This is a genomic window from Flaviramulus aquimarinus (assembly GCF_039543205.1).
In the GTDB taxonomy this organism is placed as follows: domain Bacteria; phylum Bacteroidota; class Bacteroidia; order Flavobacteriales; family Flavobacteriaceae; genus Flaviramulus_B; species Flaviramulus_B aquimarinus.
This window is the reverse complement of record NZ_BAABJH010000002.1, coordinates 402,747-419,417: the sequence shown is the minus strand read 5'-3', so window position 1 is coordinate 419,417 and position 16,671 is coordinate 402,747. Positions and strand designations below refer to the sequence as shown.

Here is a 16,671-nt window from a genome sequence, read left to right as displayed (position 1 = left end):
CCTGTATCTTTCTAATGCATGCACTGCTAAAAAAGAAGATTTTTGCTTTTTAATACAGAATTCAATAATTCAGAGTATGATATTTATCATGTTCTATACTTATTGGCCATAATATCTTTGCTGGTTAATGCCATTGAAAACTAAATGGCGTAAACTAGTAAGTATGAAAAAAGCACATTCGTTTCACATTCCAGTTATGGGTATTGGTTTTACAATCGATACGCCTTTAAAAGTGGCGCAATATGGTATGGATTCCGTGATTTCATTAGTCGATGATATTCTTCTAGAGAAATTAAGAAAAATGTATAGCGAGAAATTTGAAATTCCATATAATGAAATTACAGATAAGATAGATGATTTTAGAGCAAAAAGAATTACATCGTATTTAAATTTAATAAGTGATCTAGCTGATAAAAAATTTGAGTCTTTAAAGCATATGACTTCTGAAAAAAGTGATGAACTATTCGCATATATTAATATGCTTCCTAGTAACTCTAAAATTAAGTCGGAATTTAAAAAATTAACATCAAAAGATTTTCATTTTTCTGATGTAAAAAAATGGGCTATCAATAATTTAACTATGGGAAATATTGATGTTAATATTATGACCAAAGTTGATAAGGATAATTATAAGAAAGACAAAAAACTAGCTGTAGAATATAATGATGCCCATGCGGCTTTAAGAGGGTTTGCTAATAGTAAATTAAATTCTTCAGTAGTGCTTTCGGCAGGAATGAACCCGAGATTGTATAGTTATATGGGGCAGTTTGATGATTTTTTTCCAGATGAGAACGGAGCTTTTAAAAAACGTATTATTTTAAAGGTTAGCGACTATAGGTCAGCATTAATTCAAGGAAAGTTTTTAGCAAAAAAAGGCTTGTGGGTTTCAGAATACAGAATTGAGTCTGGACTTAACTGTGGCGGACATGCTTTTGCTACAGATGGTTATCTTTTAGGTCCGGTTTTAGCAGAATTTAAAGAAAAACGTAATGCGTTGAGAGGTACGATTCAAGAGGTGTTAAATCAAGAACTTTTAAATCAAAATCGTGCTATCCCAACAAATGGACTGTCTATTGAAATAACAGCTCAAGGTGGTGTGGGAACAGAAGAGGAACATAACTTTTTATTAGATCATTACAATTTAGATTCTGTAGGTTGGGGGAGTCCTTTTTTATTAGTTCCAGAAGCAACAACAGTTGATGAGCATACACTAAAAAAATTAGCAAAGGCTAAAGAAAATGACTTGTATTTAAGTGATGTATCTCCATTAGGTGTGCCGTTTAATAATCTCAGAGACAATACAAAAGATGCTGAAAAACAAGTTTTAATTGACAAAGGGAGACCAGGAAGCTCTTGTCCAAAAAAGTTTGTAGCACTAAATAAGGAGTTTAAAGAAACTGGGATTTGTACAGCATCCAGAGAATACCAACATTTAAAACTAAAAAACCTAGAGCTTGAAAACCTTTCGCCTGATCAATATCAAAAAGAATACAACAACATTATTGTAAAATCGTGCACCTGTGTTGGCTTAGGAACCTCTGCTCTCTTGGCATATAATATGGACACTAAAGTTGAAGGCCAAGGTGTTTCTGTTTGCCCTGGACCGAATATGGCTTATTATTCTAAAGTTATGAGTCTGGCAAATATTACCGATCATATTTACGGAAGAGCCAATATGGTGTCTAGGGCAGATCGCCCAAACTTATTTGTTAAAGAATTATACATTTATATCGATTTTTTAAAAGATAAATTGGAAACCGCTAAACTTTCTATGAACAAGAAAGAAGAAAAATATTTGCAAACGTTTACGAATAATATGAAAGCTGGTGTTTTGTATTATCAAAGCTTGTTCAAAGAGGTTAAAAACACGTTTGAAGATGTTAAAACAGCTATTTTAAAGGACTTAGAGCAAAGTTATGCTATCTTGAATCAAATTCAATTAGATATCCAGAATTTAAAATTAAAGCTTAAACACTGATTTTTTTTGCATAACGGTTTTGATGTAGATAATGTAAAAAAATAGCGAGGCTCTATTTCAAATAGAAGCCTCGCTTAAAAATAGTAATATACTAATATGTTATTTACTAAGCATGAGTAGTTCACTACAAACAACTTCAGTAATGTATCGTTTATTTCCATCCTTATCATCGTAACTTCTATTTGTTAATTTACCTTCAATAGCAATTTCTTTGCCTTTTTCAATATAGTTTTCAACGACATTTACCAAACCACCTTTTACAACAATGTTATGCCAGTAAGCGCGTTCAATTTTGTTGCCACTTTTGTCTTTGTAGCTGTCATCTGTTGCTAGTGAAAATTTAGCCATTTTGTTACCATCGGTAAAGTTTATAATTTCAGGATCTTGTCCTAATCTACCAATCAACTGTACTTTGTTTCTAAGTGTGTTCATAATTTTAATTTTTAAGGTCTGCCTATGCCGGCAGACATGTTAAACAGTTAATACTATCGAGTTCTTATGTTTCGACATTGCAAAGATGAAATGTAAACCAAAATATATTCGGTTGTTACTTATTTAAAATCGTTTGTAAATGTTTGTAGTCGTTTGTAAACGAATAATATTTTTATACCTTTGTCCATATTCATTGAGAAATATGGAATTAAAAGCTATAATACAACAATTGGAAAACAATCAAAAAGTTTTTCAAAATCTGCTTAGTAATAAAACTGAGAGTCAGTATTTATGGCGACCAAAACCTAAAAAATGGTGTTTGTTAGAAATTGTTTGTCATTTATTGGACGAAGAATGTGAAGATTTTAGGACTCGTGTAAAACATGCTCTTGAAACCCCTTCCAAAGCATTGACACCCATAAACCCAGAAGGTTGGGTTGTTGAACGTGTCTATATTTCTAAAAATTACGAAGAAACCTTAAAGGCGTTTTTATTGGAACGAGATACTTCCATAAAATGGCTAAAATCATTAAATAATAAAAATTGGAAACACGCTGTAAAGCATCCGGAACTTGGCGAACTTTCTGCTAAATTATTTCTAACAAATTGGTTGGCACATGACTATTTGCATATAAGGCAAATTTTAAGATATCAATATGGTTACTTAAAAGGAAAAAGTGGAACAAGTTTGCTGTATGCAGGCGACTGGTAAAAAATAAATAATTATGGAAAAACAATGCTTAGAGTGCGACGATAAAATTGTTGGCAGAATTGACAAAAAGTTTTGTAGTGATGGCTGCCGTAATGCTTATAATAATAAGGTAAATAAGGATAGTAAAAACTTAATTCGTAATACAAACAACAGGCTTCGTAAAAATTATAGAATTTTGGAAATGCTTAATCCAAATCAAAAAACAAAAACATCAAGGGCTAAGCTTATTGAGGTGGGTTTCGATTTTAATTATTTTACAAGCATATATACAACAAAAGCAGGAACTGTTTACTATTTTGTTTATGATCAAGGGTATTTGCCTTTAGAAGGGGATTATTATGCTTTAGTAAAACGAGAAAGCTAATATGGAAGATGTTTTATCAATTCTAAAAGAAAATTCTAATGTTTTAATTCCAGCAGCTATGTTTTTAGCGTTTGGAATAATCGCATTTGTTGCCAATTATTTCAGTAATAAAAGAATTATGCTCCGCGAGTTCAAAAAAAGCAGAAAGACGTCTATTAGCCGTATTAGAGAAAACGAATATGCCAAAATTATAGGGAAGGCAAAACATGTAAACGAACCCTTAACAGCGCCTTTAAGTGGTAGGTTATGTGTATACTATCATGTGGTTGTAGAAATAAAAGGCGATAAAAGATGGAACAAAATAATAAACGATGAAAACGCTCAGGATTTTTTTATTGAAAGTAGTTCAGAAATGGCAATTGTTAAAATGTCGGCTATACAAAAAAGTATGAGACGCTTTTTTTTAGTAAAAGACTATAAACAAAATTCTGGATTTAGAAACGATGCTGATGGAAAACTAGAAGCCTATTTAAAACAACATAATAAAAAAAGCACCGGTATTTTAGGGATAAATAAAACCATTCGGTACACAGAAGGAGTTATAGAATTAAATGAGCCTATTGCTGTAAAAGGAATTGCTAAATGGAAAGTTTTAAATGAAGCTGTAAAAGGCTACTCGTATTCGAAAATAGTAACACTAGAGGGCACAAAAAAAGAAAAGCTTTTAATTACTGACGAACCAAAAGCTTTATTGTATGTAAATCATAGACTTTAAATTACTTCCAGGTTTGTCCTTTAAGCTTCATAGCGGCTTTAAGTACATCTTTCTGACTTATTTGACCAACTAATTTGCTGTTTTCTACAATAGGGAATCGGCGTCTAGGGCTTTTGGCAAATAAACTGGCAGCATCAAATATATTCATATTTCCATCAATAGTATCTACATCTTTAGTGATGTACTTTTCTATAGTCATATCTTGCATGGGCATGTTGTAATAGCGGCTTTCACTAATTTGTTTAATACAATCGCTTTCAGAAATGATTCCAATTAATTCACTTTCTTCATTAACTACTGGACCACCAGAAATGCGATTATTAATTAAAGCTTGCATAACACTTTCAATAGTCTGGTCTGGAGTAAATGTTATCAAATCCCTTGTCATATAATCACTAACTGTTAAAGAGGTGTCATCAGTTGTGTTTTGCTGTCTTCTAGCCCCTTGAAAACTTTTTATTCCCATAATTTATTAAATTTGTTAATCTTAAATATACTTATTTATTTTTAGATTTCCTAAAAAGGTCGGCTTTTAAGCTTGGTGAATTATGATGTTCAGGTTTTTGTAAACTGGTTATCAATAGCTTAAAATCCTTTAAAATTATTAAAGATATTTGGTTTTTTAGTTTCTAATTAAATAAGCATATTCACAACACTCAAAAAAAATTAGCATGGTTTTATGAATTTAGAATGTTAATTTTTTATAGATTTAGCCCACAAAAAAATAAATATTTAAAATGAAAAAATTATTTGGATTGGTTTTATTGGTGAGTGGTTTTATGATGAGTGCTCAAACGAACTCAGAATTACTAAAACATTATGAAGCGTATTGCGAGCAAATGAAGTCTCAAGGCGATGTGCAAGGTATTATAAATGGGATGACTCATTTAAATATATTGTCGCCTTCACAAGCAAGAAAAGATACTTTAGCTTACATATATATGAATGAAAATAAATATATGCAAGCACTTAACACGATTGGAATTGAAAACAATGCTACGGATTCAGATATAGCCATTGAGGTTAAGGCTATAGCTTTAAAAGCTGTTAAGCAACCTAAATTAGCCATTGGATTTTTTGAAGTGTTATTTAAAAGAAGCCCAAATGCCCTAATAGCCTATGAATTAGCAGAACTTAATTTGCAAATTCAGAATTTAGCCGAAGCCGAAAAACATATTAATTATGGTTTAACAAATGCTAAAGATGATATGAAGAAAGCTTTTTATGAAACACAAACCCCTTACGAAGTCCCTTTAAAATCAGCATTTATGTATTTAAATGCAGTAAATGTTTATAATAAAGATAAAAAAGCAAATATTGATGCTGCGGTTGATATTTTAGATGCTACCTTAAAAACGGCACCTAACTTTAATTTAATCCAGATTACAAAAAACGAGCTGTTAAGACAAAAACAAGTATTACAAACTGAAGCAGCAGAACCTAAAAATTAATACTATAGCTATTTATGGTTTTTCAATAGAGCGACTATCAAATTCTATCTTTTTATTCATCTGAAGGTTGAGATTGGAAAAAGCCACAAAAAACGCCTTAATGGTATTTAAAAGTTCCTCCTTACTAGTTGTGGATAAGTTTGATAAACTTTCAAGCTTATAAAGCTTGGTCTCTAATACTAAAACTCTTGCAGTTATAGATGGAGAACTAATGTGTGCAGGAATATTGCTCTTAAATTCTTTTACAAGTAATTTAATAACCTCTTCATTGTCACTAAAATAACTTAAATCCCCTTTTTTAACCTCTGTAATAATATCCTGGAGTTGAAAATATTCTGCCCAGTCTTGTATGGCGTCTTCAGTTTTTAAATCTAAAGCATACTCAGCATACTTTATAGTTGCGATGTCTTTTTCAGTTAAATCCTTACTCTTGTTTTGCTCCACAGCTACATCAGACATGTTATCTTGAGTCTTTTTACATGAAAAGGATAAAACAAATAAGCTTATTGCAATCAAGGTTTTAATATGCATAGGTTTTCAATTAAAATTGATATCATGCAAAGATATAGTAATAGTTTATTTTTTAATTGAAAAAGTGAAGGCTAGTTAATTATCAAATAAAAAATATTTAAGCTTTTAAATATGATATTATCAATAAAATCTTATTATTTTTGAACAATCCTTAATAATAATAATTTTAAATGGGTTCTAAAATATTAGTCATTGGTGCTTGTGGGCAAATTGGTTCGGAATTAACATATAAGTTACGAAGCATTTATGGTGATGAACATGTTATTGCCAGCGATATTAGTTATAGCAATACCGAAATTGTTAATTCTGGTATTTTTGAAATTGTTGATGCCCAAGATTATGCAAGCGTTAAAACATGTATTGAAAAATATAATATAGATACTGTTTATCTCATGGCAGCTATGCTAAGTGCCACGGGTGAAAAATACCCGATGAAAGCATGGGATTTAAACATGTCATCCTTATTTCATGTATTAAACCTTGCCAAAGCTAAGTTTATTAAAAAAGTGTTTTGGCCTTCCAGTATTGCGGTTTTTGGTCCTACAACCCCAACGGAATACACCCCGCAATACACCGTTATGGAACCATCAACAGTTTACGGAATTACCAAACAAGTAGGAGAACGCTGGTGCGAATATTATCATAATAAATATAATGTAGATGTAAGGAGTTTGCGTTATCCAGGTATTATTAGTTGGAAAACATTACCAGGAGGAGGTACGACAGATTATGCCGTTGAAATTTACCATAAGGCCATAACCGATAAGTTTTACGATTGTTTTTTAAAAGAAGATACCGAGCTTCCAATGATGTTTATGGATGATGCTGTTAAAGCGACAATTGATATTATGAAAGCCAAATCAAACACTATTAAAATTAGGTCGTCATACAATCTTGCAGCCATAAGTTTTACGCCAAAAGACGTTGCAGAATCCATTAAAAACCACATCCCGGAGTTTGAAATAAAGTACACACCAGATTATAGACAAGACATAGCCAACAGTTGGCCTAAAAATATTAACGATTCCTATGCCAGACATGATTGGAAATGGAAACACGCCTTTTCATTAGAAGATATTACAGAAGAGATGCTTTTTCAGCTCAACAAAAAATATAACGGTATTTTAAGGCAGTCAGATTAGTTGTATATTTGAAAACCCTAAATCCTAATTAATATGCTTCAAAATTTTTTGTTCAATGTCGAATATGGTATTAATCATGTTCTTGATATTAATGCCTACGATCATGTTTTATTCTTAATAGTTCTAACGGTTCCTTATGTTTTTAAAAACTGGAAACGGGTGCTATTACTTGTTTCTGTGTTTACCCTAGGGCATACCTTGTCTTTGATTTTAGCGGCTTACAATGTAGTAAGTGTAAATGCAACATTAGTTGAGTTTTTAATACCAATTACTATTATAATAGTTGCACTCTTTAATGTATTTACATCAGGAAAAGGGGCCCAACGCGAAAAAATAGGCGTTTTGTTTTTATCAACATTATTTTTTGGTTTGGTCCACGGATTAGGATTTGCACGCGAATTTAAAATGCTATTAGGCGATACCGATAATAAATTAATCCTGTTATTAGAGTTTGCTTTAGGAATAGAACTAGCCCAAGTTATTATTGTATTTATTGTTTTGTTTTTTGGCTATGTGGTACAAACTATATTTAGGTTTACAAAACGCGATTGGATTATGGTTGTATCATCCATAGTAGTAGGTTTGGTAATTCCCATGATATTAAATAGCGATTTTTTAACTTAAATTTTTATTTGAGCGTTACCACATCCTTTAACTCTGCCCAGGGCAAGTGGTCGGGCTTTCACTACTCAATCCCTCCATCTCCCGATAGTTATCGGGAGGGGATTTCAAACATGCCGTTCAATCCCTAACACAGATTCTAGCTATGTTTAAATTTTCGTAAAACTTTAACGAACTTACGTTGTAATTAAAATACGAACGAACTATATTCGTTATTTGGACCAGTACTCAGGATAATTTCAGTGTTTAATCAAGTAATTGGATCAAGGAGAATACTATTAGACTAAAAAAATATTAATGCCAGAAAACAAACAACTTAAGTACGATAAAGCTTATTTAAGAATTGCACAAGAGTGGGGGAAATTGTCTTATTGCAATCGCAGGCAAGTCGGAGCCATTATTGTAAAGGACAGAATGATAATATCGGACGGGTATAATGGAACACCATCAGGTTTTGAAAATTTTTGTGAAGACGCTGAGGGCTATACCAAATGGTATGTATTGCATGCAGAGGCCAATGCCATCTTAAAAGTAGCAGCGTCCACACAGTCATGCAAAGGAGCCACACTTTATATAACCATGTCTCCTTGTAAAGAATGTAGTAAACTAATACACCAAGCAGGAATTGTAAAGGTCGTTTATAACCAAGCCTATAAAGACAATTCAGGATTAAAATTTTTGAAAAAAGCAGGCATAGAGCTCAAACTAATAGAACATTTAAAAGCATAAATGGCTTATCAAAAAAAATATTTGCCCTTGGTTTTAGGAATTGCAATAGCAATGGGTATTTTTATAGGCGGGAAATTAAATTTTACCGACTCGCCCGATAGGTTGTTTTCAACCAATAGCAAAAAAGATAAACTCAACAGGCTTATTGATTATATTGAATATGATTATGTAGATGAGATTAATACAGATAGTATTGTTGATGTAACTGTTAATGGTATTCTAGAAAACTTGGACCCACATTCCATTTATATCCCAAAAGAAGATATGGAACGTGTTTCCGAAGAAATGAAAGGTGATTTTGTAGGGATTGGCGTTAGTTTTTACACCTACAAGGATACCATTGCTGTAATTAGAGCTATAGAAAACGGACCGAGTGCTAAAGCAGGGATTAAAGGTGGCGATAGGATTATTATGGCCAATGGCGATTCACTTTTTGGAAATAGCTTAAAAGATGGCGAAATTATTAAGAAGCTAAAAGGATCAATAAATTCAAAAGTAAAATTAAAAGTATATCGGAAAGGCGAACCAGAACTTTTGGATTTTACCATAAAACGCGGAAAGATTCCTATTAAAAGTGTAGATGCTGCTTATATGCTAACCAAAAAACTAGGCTATGTAAAAATTAACCGTTTTGCAGAATCTACGTATAAAGAGTTTAAAGCAGGAATAGAAAAACTACAGGCTCTAGGTGCTACAGAAATGGTGCTGGATTTGCGTGATAACCCAGGCGGTTTTTTAGGTATAGCAGAACAGATAGTTGATGAGTTTCTTGAAGATGATAAATTGATTTTATTTACCAAAAATAAGCGAGGCAGTATAGAAAAAAGTTTTGCAACCAGTGCTGGTGATTTTGAAGATAGCAAAGTATATGTGTTAATTGATGAAAACTCGGCATCAGCAAGTGAGATTGTAGCAGGAGCATTACAAGACCATGATAAAGGCACCATTGTAGGGCGTCGCTCTTACGGAAAAGGACTCGTACAACGCGAAATGGAATTGGGTGATGGTAGTGCCGTGCGCTTAACCGTTTCCAGATACTACACACCAACAGGGCGCTCCATACAGCGGCCTTATAAAAATGGGAATAAAGACTATTACGATGAATATTTTGAACGTTTGGATAGTGGCGAGCTTTTAGATCCAAAAAAAATACAAGTAGACGATTCTTTAAAATTTACAACACCTGGTGGTAAAATTGTTTATGGCGGTGGTGGTATTATTCCTGATGTGTTTGTACCCATTGATAATAGTATGCAAAACGAAACCCTTTCCTTTTTACAACGTCGCGGGTTTTTCGGAAATTTTGTGTTTGAAGAATTGGAAAAAGATAGACATGTTTATGAGGACACCCTTAAACAAGATTTTATAGACACTTTTGAAGTGGGCGACGATTTAGTATTTGCGTTTCAAGATTACTTAAACCTTAGAACTGATTCTAAAATTACCTTTGTGGCTTATCATGAAGAAGTAAAACAATACATTAAAGCTACGTTAGCCGATCAACTTTTTGGTAATGGTGCTTTTGAAGAAGTTTTCAATCAACGCGATATTATGATTGATGAGGTTGTTAAATTGAGTGATGGGGAGTGAGTAGGTGCTTATTCTTCTACTTTATCATGAACCTTAATATGTTTCCCGCCATTCCAAAGTGTTAGAATATCAGTAGCCACATGTGCCCCACTACCAGAAGCAATAGCAAACTGACTACGCCATCCAGCAAGAGTACCAGCAACATAGAGCTGGTCTTCAATAATATGGTCTGTGTTTTTTAACCAAATACGGTCTTTTTCAATAGCAGCTCTTGGATGCGGTTCAATATATGGTTCCAAACCTCTTATAGTCATTAAATTGGTATACCCAACAGCAATAACAACAATTTTGGCTTGGTAAGTGTTTTTATTAGTTCTAACCTCAAAATGACTTGTGTTTTTTGAAATGGCTAAAACTTTTTCTTTGTCAATTTGCTTAACATGCGGATAGAGATTAGAAAGCTGTGTTTTACCGCTCTCTAAAATATAAGCACCTGTAGTACCCGGAGTTAATCCTAAAACATTATTAAATAAAGCTGTTTGTAAATGCGATGTTTTTTGATGCGTAATAATGCCAATGGTTTTATTTTTGGCAAAAGGTTTGGTTTTTGCAGAGCCAAGCACCAAGGCACAAGACAAACCTGCGGCACCACCACCAATAATTAAAGCATCATACATGTTTGTTGGTTTTGTCTTTTATTTGCGTGCTTTTACTTTTTCCTCAATACGCTTAGAGGTTCTTAAAATAGCCATCATTACAATAACACAAAGCGAAGCGACAATAGTTATTACGGCAATGATACTATCACCTTCAAAAGGCGCGTCAAAATTCACTTTAGTAAAATTAAATATAATTAAACCTAAAGCAATGAGGCTAAGTATTATCGTTAAAAGTTTCATGTGTTTTAAAATTTTAATATCGTTTTTTTTAAATTTTGTATTTCCCCTTTTTTTTGGTTTTAGTTATGCAATATCAAACAAGGCTTTTATATTATGCGCAAAAAGTTTAACAGCAATAGCTAATAAAACAACACCGAATACCTTACGTATAATATTAATGCCATTAGGGCCTAAAAAACGTTCAATTCTAGAGGATGTTTTTAGTACAATATAGATAATAATAACATTCATTATAACAGCAATGATAATATTTTCAATTCTAAATTCAGCTCTTAGAGACAGTAAGGTTGTTAAACTACCAGGCCCTGCAATTAATGGAAATGCCAACGGAAATACAGCCGTGGTCATAGATGTGTTTTCGTCCTGTTTGTATAGTGTAATGCCCAAAATCATTTCTAAAGCTATAAAAAATAAAATAAAGGCACCAGCTACGGCAAACGAGTTTACATCAATACCAATAAGATTTAAGATGCTTTTTCCTAAAAACAAAAATAAAATTAGAATAACCCCAGCTATAATAGAGGCCTTTTCGCTTTGAATGTGTCCTGCTTTTTTTCTTAAATCAATAACAATTGGAATATTGCCAACAATATCTATTACAGCAAATAAGACCATGAACACTGTAAATATTTCTTTAAAATTAAATTCCATAATTAAAGGTTTTTAAATTTAAAAATTCTCATAAATATGGAAATCTAAAAAGCATATGTTTTTAATTTCAATAAATTCTTAAATTTTCCGCAAAAATATAGCATTCTTATCTAAATATCTTAAAATTTTCAATCAAAGTTTATCTATTTTTGTAAACTATTTTAAAACAGGGTTTATGTTCCAGTTAGGAAAAACTATAGTCTCAGAAGACATTATAGAAAAAGATTTTATGTGCAACCTATCAGCATGCAAGGGGGCCTGTTGTATTGATGGTGATGCAGGTGCGCCATTGGAACCAGATGAAGCCAAAATCCTTAAAGATATATACCCAAAAGTAAAGCCTTTTTTGCGTCAAGAAGGGATTGATGTTATAGAATCTCAAGGCGCTTATATAATAACAGATGATGGTGAGTTAGAAACCCCATTGATTAATGGCGCTGATTGTGCCTATGTTGTCTTCGATGAAAAAAATGTGGCTCTTTGTGCTATTGAAGAAGCTTATAACCAAGGCGAAGTCTCTTGGAAAAAACCAGTATCCTGCCATTTGTACCCAGTAAGAGTTCAAGATTACAGTGAGTTTTCGGCCGTAAATTATCATAAATGGCAAATTTGTGATGATGCTTGCACATTAGGTGAAGCCTTGCAAATTCCTATCTATAAATTTGTAAAAGAAGCCCTAATTAGAAAGTTTGGAGAAGATTGGTATTTGGAGCTGGAAAAGGTGGCTCAAAACCTTTAAAAAACAAGCCGAAAGTACTGTAAAAATAGGGTTTTCGATGTTAAACTTTCTTTTGTTTGACAGTTTTAAGGATGTTAATGTTTTATTTTTAAAATACTTATAGTCAGTTACTTATGTTATTTTTTTTGTAAAACCATTTTTTTTGTAAGATTTTTTCATTGTTAAAAACTTGTTGAAAAGGTTTCATTAAAAATTTTAAAAGATGTCAATCATTTTACAATCTTTGTTATCCTGAAATTACAGCAATTTTTTCGTCTAATTTTAATAAACTAATCACAAACCAATGTCTCAAACTATTGAACCCATTTTACAAGAAAACAAAGATCGTTTTGTTATTTTTCCTATACAACATCATGATATTTGGGAATGGTATAAAAAGCAAGAGGCTAGTATTTGGACTGCAGAAGAAATTGATTTGCACCAAGACCTTAATGATTGGAATAATAAATTAAATGACGACGAGCGTTATTTTATCAAGCATGTTTTAGCCTTTTTTGCAGCAAGTGATGGTATTGTAAACGAAAATTTAGCTGAGAATTTTGTATCTGAAGTACAATACTCAGAAGCGAAGTTCTTTTATGGGTTTCAAATTATGATGGAGAATATTCATTCAGAAGTCTATTCATTATTAATTGATACTTATGTAAAAGACGATAAAGAAAAAGATGCCCTATTTAATGCTATTGAAGTGTTTCCAGCAATTAAGGAAAAAGCAGATTGGGCACTTAAATGGATAGATTCGCCCAGTTTTGCAGAACGTTTAATTGCGTTTGCAGCCGTAGAAGGGATTTTCTTTTCTGGAAGTTTCTGTTCTATATTTTGGCTTAAAAAACGGGGCTTGTTACCTGGCTTAACCTTCTCTAATGAGCTTATTTCAAGAGATGAAGGTCTACATTGCGATTTTGCAGTGCATTTACATGAAAACCATATTGTAAATAAAGTACCAAAAGAAAGAATTACTCAAATATTAACAGACGCTTTAGATATTGAGCGCTCATTCATTACAGAATCGCTTCCTGCTAGTTTGATTGGAATGAATGCCAAGCTAATGACACAATATTTAGAGTTTGTAACCGATCGATTATTAGGGGAGTTTGGATGCGAAAAAGTTTATAACTCATCAAACCCTTTCGATTTTATGGACATGATATCCTTACAAGGAAAAACCAATTTCTTTGAGAAACGTGTTGGAGATTATCAAAAAGCAGGTGTTCTTAATAAAGAAGACGATAAAGATAAATTCAGTTTTGATGCCGATTTTTAATCAAAAAGAATTTTAAAAGAATTCTTTTTCCCAAGCTTTAAAATAACGTTTTAAAGCCATGATTAAAAAGACATTTCCCTTAAAAGGAAAGTAAAACAAAGTAACAAATAGTAATTAAACAACTAAGTTTCATCTTATTAAAACCAAGATAAAATTTAGAATAAATAACTAACCATTTTTCTGAAGGTGTGTCAGAAAATTTAAAAACCGTGTAAAACAATGTATGTAGTAAAAAGAGATGGGAGAAAAGAGCAAATTATGTTCGATAAGATTACTGCCAGAGTAAGGAAATTATGTTATGGATTAAATAAATTGGTTGATCCATTAAAAGTAGCTATGCGAGTTATTGAAGGCTTATATGATGGCGTAACGACTAGCGAACTTGATAACCTTGCTGCAGAAATTGCTGCAACCATGACCACGGCGCATCCAGATTATGCTCGTTTAGCAGCTAGAATTTCTGTTTCTAACTTACATAAAAACACAAAAAAGACGTTTAGCGACGTTATGGAAGATTTACATAAATATGTAAACCCAAGAACAGGAAAAGATGCACCATTACTTTCTGATGAGGTTTACAATGTTATTATGGAAAACAAGGATCGCTTAGATTCTACCATAATTTATAACCGCGATTTCGGATATGATTATTTTGGGTTTAAAACCTTAGAGCGTTCATACCTTTTAAAATTAAATGGGCAAATAGCCGAGCGCCCGCAACACATGCTTATGCGTGTATCAATAGGTATTCATTTAAATGATTTAGATGCCGCTATTGAAACCTATGAGCTGATGTCTAAAAAATATTTTACACACGCTACACCAACATTGTTCAACTCCGGTACACCAAAGCCACAAATGTCTTCATGTTTTTTATTAACCATGAAAGATGATAGTATTGAAGGGATTTACGATACCCTGAAACAAACCGCTAAAATTTCGCAATCTGCAGGAGGTATAGGCTTAGCTATACACAATGTCCGTGCAACAGGAAGTTATATAGCAGGAACTAATGGTACAAGTAACGGTATTGTGCCCATGCTTCAAGTCTTTAATGATACGGCGCGTTATGTGGATCAAGGTGGTGGAAAACGTAAAGGAAGTTTTGCAATATACATTGAAACTTGGCATGCCGATATTTTTGATTTCTTAGATTTAAAGAAAAATCATGGTAAAGAAGAAATGCGTGCCCGTGATTTGTTTTATGCCATGTGGACTTCAGACTTATTCATGAAACGTGTACAGGAAGATGGTGATTGGACCTTAATGTGTCCTAATGAATGCCCAGGATTACCAGAAATACATAGTGAAGAATTTGAAGCTTTATATACAAAATATGAAGCCGAAGGACGTGGGCGTAAAACCATAAAAGCACGTGAACTTTGGGAGAAAATATTAGAATCTCAAATTGAAACAGGTACACCGTATATGTTGTATAAAGATGCGGCAAACCGTAAATCTAATCAGAAAAATTTAGGAACCATTCGTTCTTCAAATTTATGTACCGAAATTTTAGAATATACATCGCCAGATGAAGTTGCTGTATGTAACTTAGCATCTATTGCTTTACCTATGTTTATTAAAAACGGAGCCTTTGATCATAAAGAATTATTCCGTATAACAAAACGCGTTACTAAAAACTTAAACAGGGTTATAGATAGAAACTACTACCCAGTAAAAGAAGCCGAAAACTCTAATATGCGCCATAGACCAATTGGTTTAGGGGTACAAGGATTGGCAGATACGTTTATAAAATTACGTATGCCTTTTACAAGCGATGAAGCTAAAAAACTAAACCAAGATATTTTTGAAACGCTTTACTATGCCGCTGTTACAGCAAGTATGGAAGAAGCAAAAGCAGATGGACCTTATCAAAGTTATGAAGGCTCTCCAATAAGCAAAGGTGATTTTCAACACAATCTTTGGAATATTAAAGATGATGAATTAAGTGGTAATTGGGATTGGGAAAAACTGCGTAAACAAGTCCTTAAAAACGGTGTGCGTAACTCGTTATTAGTTGCACCAATGCCAACAGCATCGACCTCTCAAATTTTAGGAAACAATGAATGTTTTGAGCCGTATACCTCAAATATTTATACACGTCGTGTATTATCCGGAGAGTTTATTGTAGTTAATAAGCACTTATTAGAAGATTTAGTGGATTTAGGCCTTTGGAATGAAAGCTTAAAACAAGATATTATGAGAGCTAATGGTTCGGTACAAGGTATCGACAATATTCCTCAGGATATTAAAGACCTTTACAAAACCGTTTGGGAATTAAGCATGAAGGATATTATAGATATGTCGCGTCAACGAGGCTATTTTATAGATCAGTCACAATCACTTAACTTATTCTTAGAAGGTGCCACTATGGCTAAATTAACGTCAATGCACTTCTACGCATGGAAAAGTGGCTTAAAAACAGGCATGTACTACTTACGAACTAAGAGTGCTGTTGATGCCATTAAATTCACACTTCAAACGACTAAAAAGGAAGAACCGGTTGCTGAAGTCGTAGAAGTTAATGAAGTTGTTAAAGAACAAGAAGAAGCTAAGAAAAAGAAATTGGCCGCTCAAAATGCAGCTAAATTTGCAAAGCAAAACACACCAGAAGTAGATGTAGAGCCCATGAGTGCCGAAGAAATGAAAGCGCTTATAGCCCAAGCAAAAGCTGGTGAAGGCGATGATTGCCTAATGTGTGGCTCATAAATAGTATTGTTATTGGGTTTGTTCCCTCGAAAGGGGGAACCCCAAATTTATAAAAGCACCTCGAATTTTTGAGGTGTTTTTTTAAAAAACAGATAAAGTTTTATTTAAAACCAAGTCTTATAAATAAAGGTAAATTTTATAAGTAACTAATAAAAGAAAGAGTTAAAAAAAGACATAAAAAAAAGGGACATAATGAAATATCCC

The 16,671-nt window shown here is 32.8% G+C and carries 18 protein-coding genes; 12 read left to right on the top strand and 6 right to left on the bottom strand.

The window, feature by feature from the left end; genetic code table 11:
- Positions 1–163 precede the first annotated feature (163 nt).
- Positions 164–1,978: a hypothetical protein gene (locus ABD941_RS10175; RefSeq protein ID WP_345274025.1), complete on the top strand. Its 1,815-nt coding sequence runs from the start codon at positions 164–166 to the stop codon at positions 1,976–1,978.
- 99 nt (positions 1,979–2,077) lie between these two features.
- On the opposite strand, the gene ABD941_RS10170 is transcribed toward ABD941_RS10175, so the two are convergent.
- On the bottom strand, positions 2,078–2,410 hold the full coding sequence (locus tag ABD941_RS10170) for a single-stranded DNA-binding protein (RefSeq protein WP_345274024.1): 333 nt from the start codon (positions 2,408–2,410) through the stop codon (positions 2,078–2,080).
- A 202-nt stretch (positions 2,411–2,612) separates the two neighbouring features.
- On the opposite strand from ABD941_RS10170, the gene ABD941_RS10165 reads away from it, so the two are divergent.
- From ABD941_RS10165 to ABD941_RS10155, 3 genes are read left to right on the top strand one after another with little or no spacing between them, the layout of a single operon-like run.
- Positions 2,613–3,122 carry a DinB family protein gene (locus ABD941_RS10165; protein WP_345274023.1) on the top strand — a complete coding sequence of 170 codons (510 nt, stop codon included), beginning with the start codon at positions 2,613–2,615 and terminating at the stop codon, positions 3,120–3,122.
- A 13-nt stretch (positions 3,123–3,135) separates the two neighbouring features.
- On the top strand, positions 3,136–3,486 hold the full coding sequence (locus ABD941_RS10160) for a hypothetical protein (protein ID WP_345274022.1): 351 nt from the start codon (positions 3,136–3,138) through the stop codon (positions 3,484–3,486).
- 1 nt (position 3,487) lies between these two features.
- The gene (locus ABD941_RS10155) at positions 3,488–4,201 is read left to right on the top strand and encodes a hypothetical protein (protein ID WP_345274021.1); all 714 of its coding nucleotides are present in this window, start codon (positions 3,488–3,490) and stop codon (positions 4,199–4,201) included.
- A 1-nt stretch (position 4,202) separates the two neighbouring features.
- Here ABD941_RS10155 and ABD941_RS10150 read toward each other — a convergent pair whose 3' ends face one another.
- Entirely contained in the window at positions 4,203–4,667 is a 465-nt protein-coding gene (locus ABD941_RS10150; RefSeq protein ID WP_345274020.1) for a CBS domain-containing protein, read from the bottom strand.
- Positions 4,668–4,938: 271 nt separating this feature from the next.
- On the opposite strand from ABD941_RS10150, the gene ABD941_RS10145 reads away from it, so the two are divergent.
- Complete coding sequence (locus tag ABD941_RS10145) at positions 4,939–5,652, top strand: hypothetical protein (RefSeq protein ID WP_345274019.1); 714 nt, start codon at positions 4,939–4,941, stop codon at positions 5,650–5,652.
- 12 nt (positions 5,653–5,664) lie between these two features.
- On the opposite strand, the gene ABD941_RS10140 is transcribed toward ABD941_RS10145, so the two are convergent.
- The gene (locus ABD941_RS10140) at positions 5,665–6,183 is read right to left on the bottom strand and encodes a hypothetical protein (protein WP_345274018.1); all 519 of its coding nucleotides are present in this window, start codon (positions 6,181–6,183) and stop codon (positions 5,665–5,667) included.
- A gap of 170 nt (positions 6,184–6,353) precedes the next feature.
- Between ABD941_RS10140 and ABD941_RS10135 the strand changes: the two genes are divergently transcribed.
- The 4 genes from ABD941_RS10135 to ABD941_RS10120 all read left to right on the top strand — a co-directional run bounded on the left by ABD941_RS10135 (position 6,354) and on the right by ABD941_RS10120 (position 10,265).
- The gene (locus tag ABD941_RS10135) at positions 6,354–7,325 is read left to right on the top strand and encodes an NAD-dependent epimerase/dehydratase family protein (protein ID WP_345274017.1); all 972 of its coding nucleotides are present in this window, start codon (positions 6,354–6,356) and stop codon (positions 7,323–7,325) included.
- Positions 7,326–7,358: 33 nt separating this feature from the next.
- Positions 7,359–7,949 (top strand): HupE/UreJ family protein, encoded by a 591-nt coding sequence (locus ABD941_RS10130; RefSeq protein ID WP_345274016.1) that lies wholly within the window; start codon positions 7,359–7,361, stop codon positions 7,947–7,949.
- A 294-nt stretch (positions 7,950–8,243) separates the two neighbouring features.
- Positions 8,244–8,675, top strand: coding sequence for a deoxycytidylate deaminase (locus ABD941_RS10125; protein WP_345274015.1), 432 nt, complete (start codon positions 8,244–8,246; stop codon positions 8,673–8,675).
- Positions 8,676–10,265, top strand: a complete 1,590-nt coding sequence (locus ABD941_RS10120) for a S41 family peptidase (protein ID WP_345274014.1) — start codon at positions 8,676–8,678, stop codon at positions 10,263–10,265. It begins immediately after the preceding gene.
- 8 nt (positions 10,266–10,273) lie between these two features.
- Here the strand turns inward: ABD941_RS10120 and ABD941_RS10115 are convergent, their stop codons facing one another.
- The 3 genes from ABD941_RS10115 to ABD941_RS10105 form a co-directional block, all read right to left on the bottom strand.
- Complete coding sequence (locus ABD941_RS10115) at positions 10,274–10,882, bottom strand: NAD(P)-binding domain-containing protein (protein WP_345274013.1); 609 nt, start codon at positions 10,880–10,882, stop codon at positions 10,274–10,276.
- Between the two features lie 18 nt (positions 10,883–10,900).
- Positions 10,901–11,104, bottom strand: a complete 204-nt coding sequence (locus ABD941_RS10110; RefSeq protein ID WP_345274012.1) for a hypothetical protein — start codon at positions 11,102–11,104, stop codon at positions 10,901–10,903.
- A 63-nt stretch (positions 11,105–11,167) separates the two neighbouring features.
- Positions 11,168–11,755: a MarC family protein gene (locus ABD941_RS10105; RefSeq protein ID WP_345274011.1), complete on the bottom strand. Its 588-nt coding sequence runs from the start codon at positions 11,753–11,755 to the stop codon at positions 11,168–11,170.
- A gap of 175 nt (positions 11,756–11,930) precedes the next feature.
- On the opposite strand from ABD941_RS10105, the gene ABD941_RS10100 reads away from it, so the two are divergent.
- The 3 genes from ABD941_RS10100 (at position 11,931) to ABD941_RS10090 (ending at position 16,467) form a co-directional block, all read left to right on the top strand.
- Complete coding sequence (locus ABD941_RS10100) at positions 11,931–12,494, top strand: DUF3109 family protein (protein WP_345274010.1); 564 nt, start codon at positions 11,931–11,933, stop codon at positions 12,492–12,494.
- A gap of 283 nt (positions 12,495–12,777) precedes the next feature.
- Positions 12,778–13,758: a ribonucleotide-diphosphate reductase subunit beta gene (locus ABD941_RS10095; protein ID WP_345274009.1), complete on the top strand. Its 981-nt coding sequence runs from the start codon at positions 12,778–12,780 to the stop codon at positions 13,756–13,758.
- Positions 13,759–13,977: 219 nt separating this feature from the next.
- Positions 13,978–16,467, top strand: a complete 2,490-nt coding sequence (locus tag ABD941_RS10090; RefSeq protein ID WP_345274008.1) for a ribonucleoside-diphosphate reductase subunit alpha — start codon at positions 13,978–13,980, stop codon at positions 16,465–16,467.
- Positions 16,468–16,671: the final 204 nt, after the last annotated feature.

What these genes read in the sequence shown, in the direction of transcription:
- ABD941_RS10155 (WP_345274021.1), top strand. Translation starts at nt 3,488, where the DNA reads ATGGAAGATGTTTTATCAATTCTAAAAGAAAATTCTAATGTTTTAATT.
- ABD941_RS10110 (WP_345274012.1), bottom strand. Translation starts at nt 11,104, where the DNA reads ATGAAACTTTTAACGATAATACTTAGCCTCATTGCTTTAGGTTTAATT.
- ABD941_RS10170 (WP_345274024.1), bottom strand. Translation starts at nt 2,410, where the DNA reads ATGAACACACTTAGAAACAAAGTACAGTTGATTGGTAGATTAGGACAA.
- ABD941_RS10140 (WP_345274018.1), bottom strand. Translation starts at nt 6,183, where the DNA reads ATGCATATTAAAACCTTGATTGCAATAAGCTTATTTGTTTTATCCTTT.
- ABD941_RS10135 (WP_345274017.1), top strand. Translation starts at nt 6,354, where the DNA reads ATGGGTTCTAAAATATTAGTCATTGGTGCTTGTGGGCAAATTGGTTCG.
- ABD941_RS10165 (WP_345274023.1), top strand. Translation starts at nt 2,613, where the DNA reads ATGGAATTAAAAGCTATAATACAACAATTGGAAAACAATCAAAAAGTT.
- ABD941_RS10125 (WP_345274015.1), top strand. Translation starts at nt 8,244, where the DNA reads ATGCCAGAAAACAAACAACTTAAGTACGATAAAGCTTATTTAAGAATT.
- ABD941_RS10160 (WP_345274022.1), top strand. Translation starts at nt 3,136, where the DNA reads ATGGAAAAACAATGCTTAGAGTGCGACGATAAAATTGTTGGCAGAATT.
- ABD941_RS10150 (WP_345274020.1), bottom strand. Translation starts at nt 4,667, where the DNA reads ATGGGAATAAAAAGTTTTCAAGGGGCTAGAAGACAGCAAAACACAACT.
- ABD941_RS10105 (WP_345274011.1), bottom strand. Translation starts at nt 11,755, where the DNA reads ATGGAATTTAATTTTAAAGAAATATTTACAGTGTTCATGGTCTTATTT.
- ABD941_RS10115 (WP_345274013.1), bottom strand. Translation starts at nt 10,882, where the DNA reads ATGTATGATGCTTTAATTATTGGTGGTGGTGCCGCAGGTTTGTCTTGT.
- ABD941_RS10175 (WP_345274025.1), top strand. Translation starts at nt 164, where the DNA reads ATGAAAAAAGCACATTCGTTTCACATTCCAGTTATGGGTATTGGTTTT.
- ABD941_RS10120 (WP_345274014.1), top strand. Translation starts at nt 8,676, where the DNA reads ATGGCTTATCAAAAAAAATATTTGCCCTTGGTTTTAGGAATTGCAATA.
- ABD941_RS10130 (WP_345274016.1), top strand. Translation starts at nt 7,359, where the DNA reads ATGCTTCAAAATTTTTTGTTCAATGTCGAATATGGTATTAATCATGTT.
- ABD941_RS10145 (WP_345274019.1), top strand. Translation starts at nt 4,939, where the DNA reads ATGAAAAAATTATTTGGATTGGTTTTATTGGTGAGTGGTTTTATGATG.
- ABD941_RS10100 (WP_345274010.1), top strand. Translation starts at nt 11,931, where the DNA reads ATGTTCCAGTTAGGAAAAACTATAGTCTCAGAAGACATTATAGAAAAA.
- ABD941_RS10095 (WP_345274009.1), top strand. Translation starts at nt 12,778, where the DNA reads ATGTCTCAAACTATTGAACCCATTTTACAAGAAAACAAAGATCGTTTT.
- ABD941_RS10090 (WP_345274008.1), top strand. Translation starts at nt 13,978, where the DNA reads ATGTATGTAGTAAAAAGAGATGGGAGAAAAGAGCAAATTATGTTCGAT.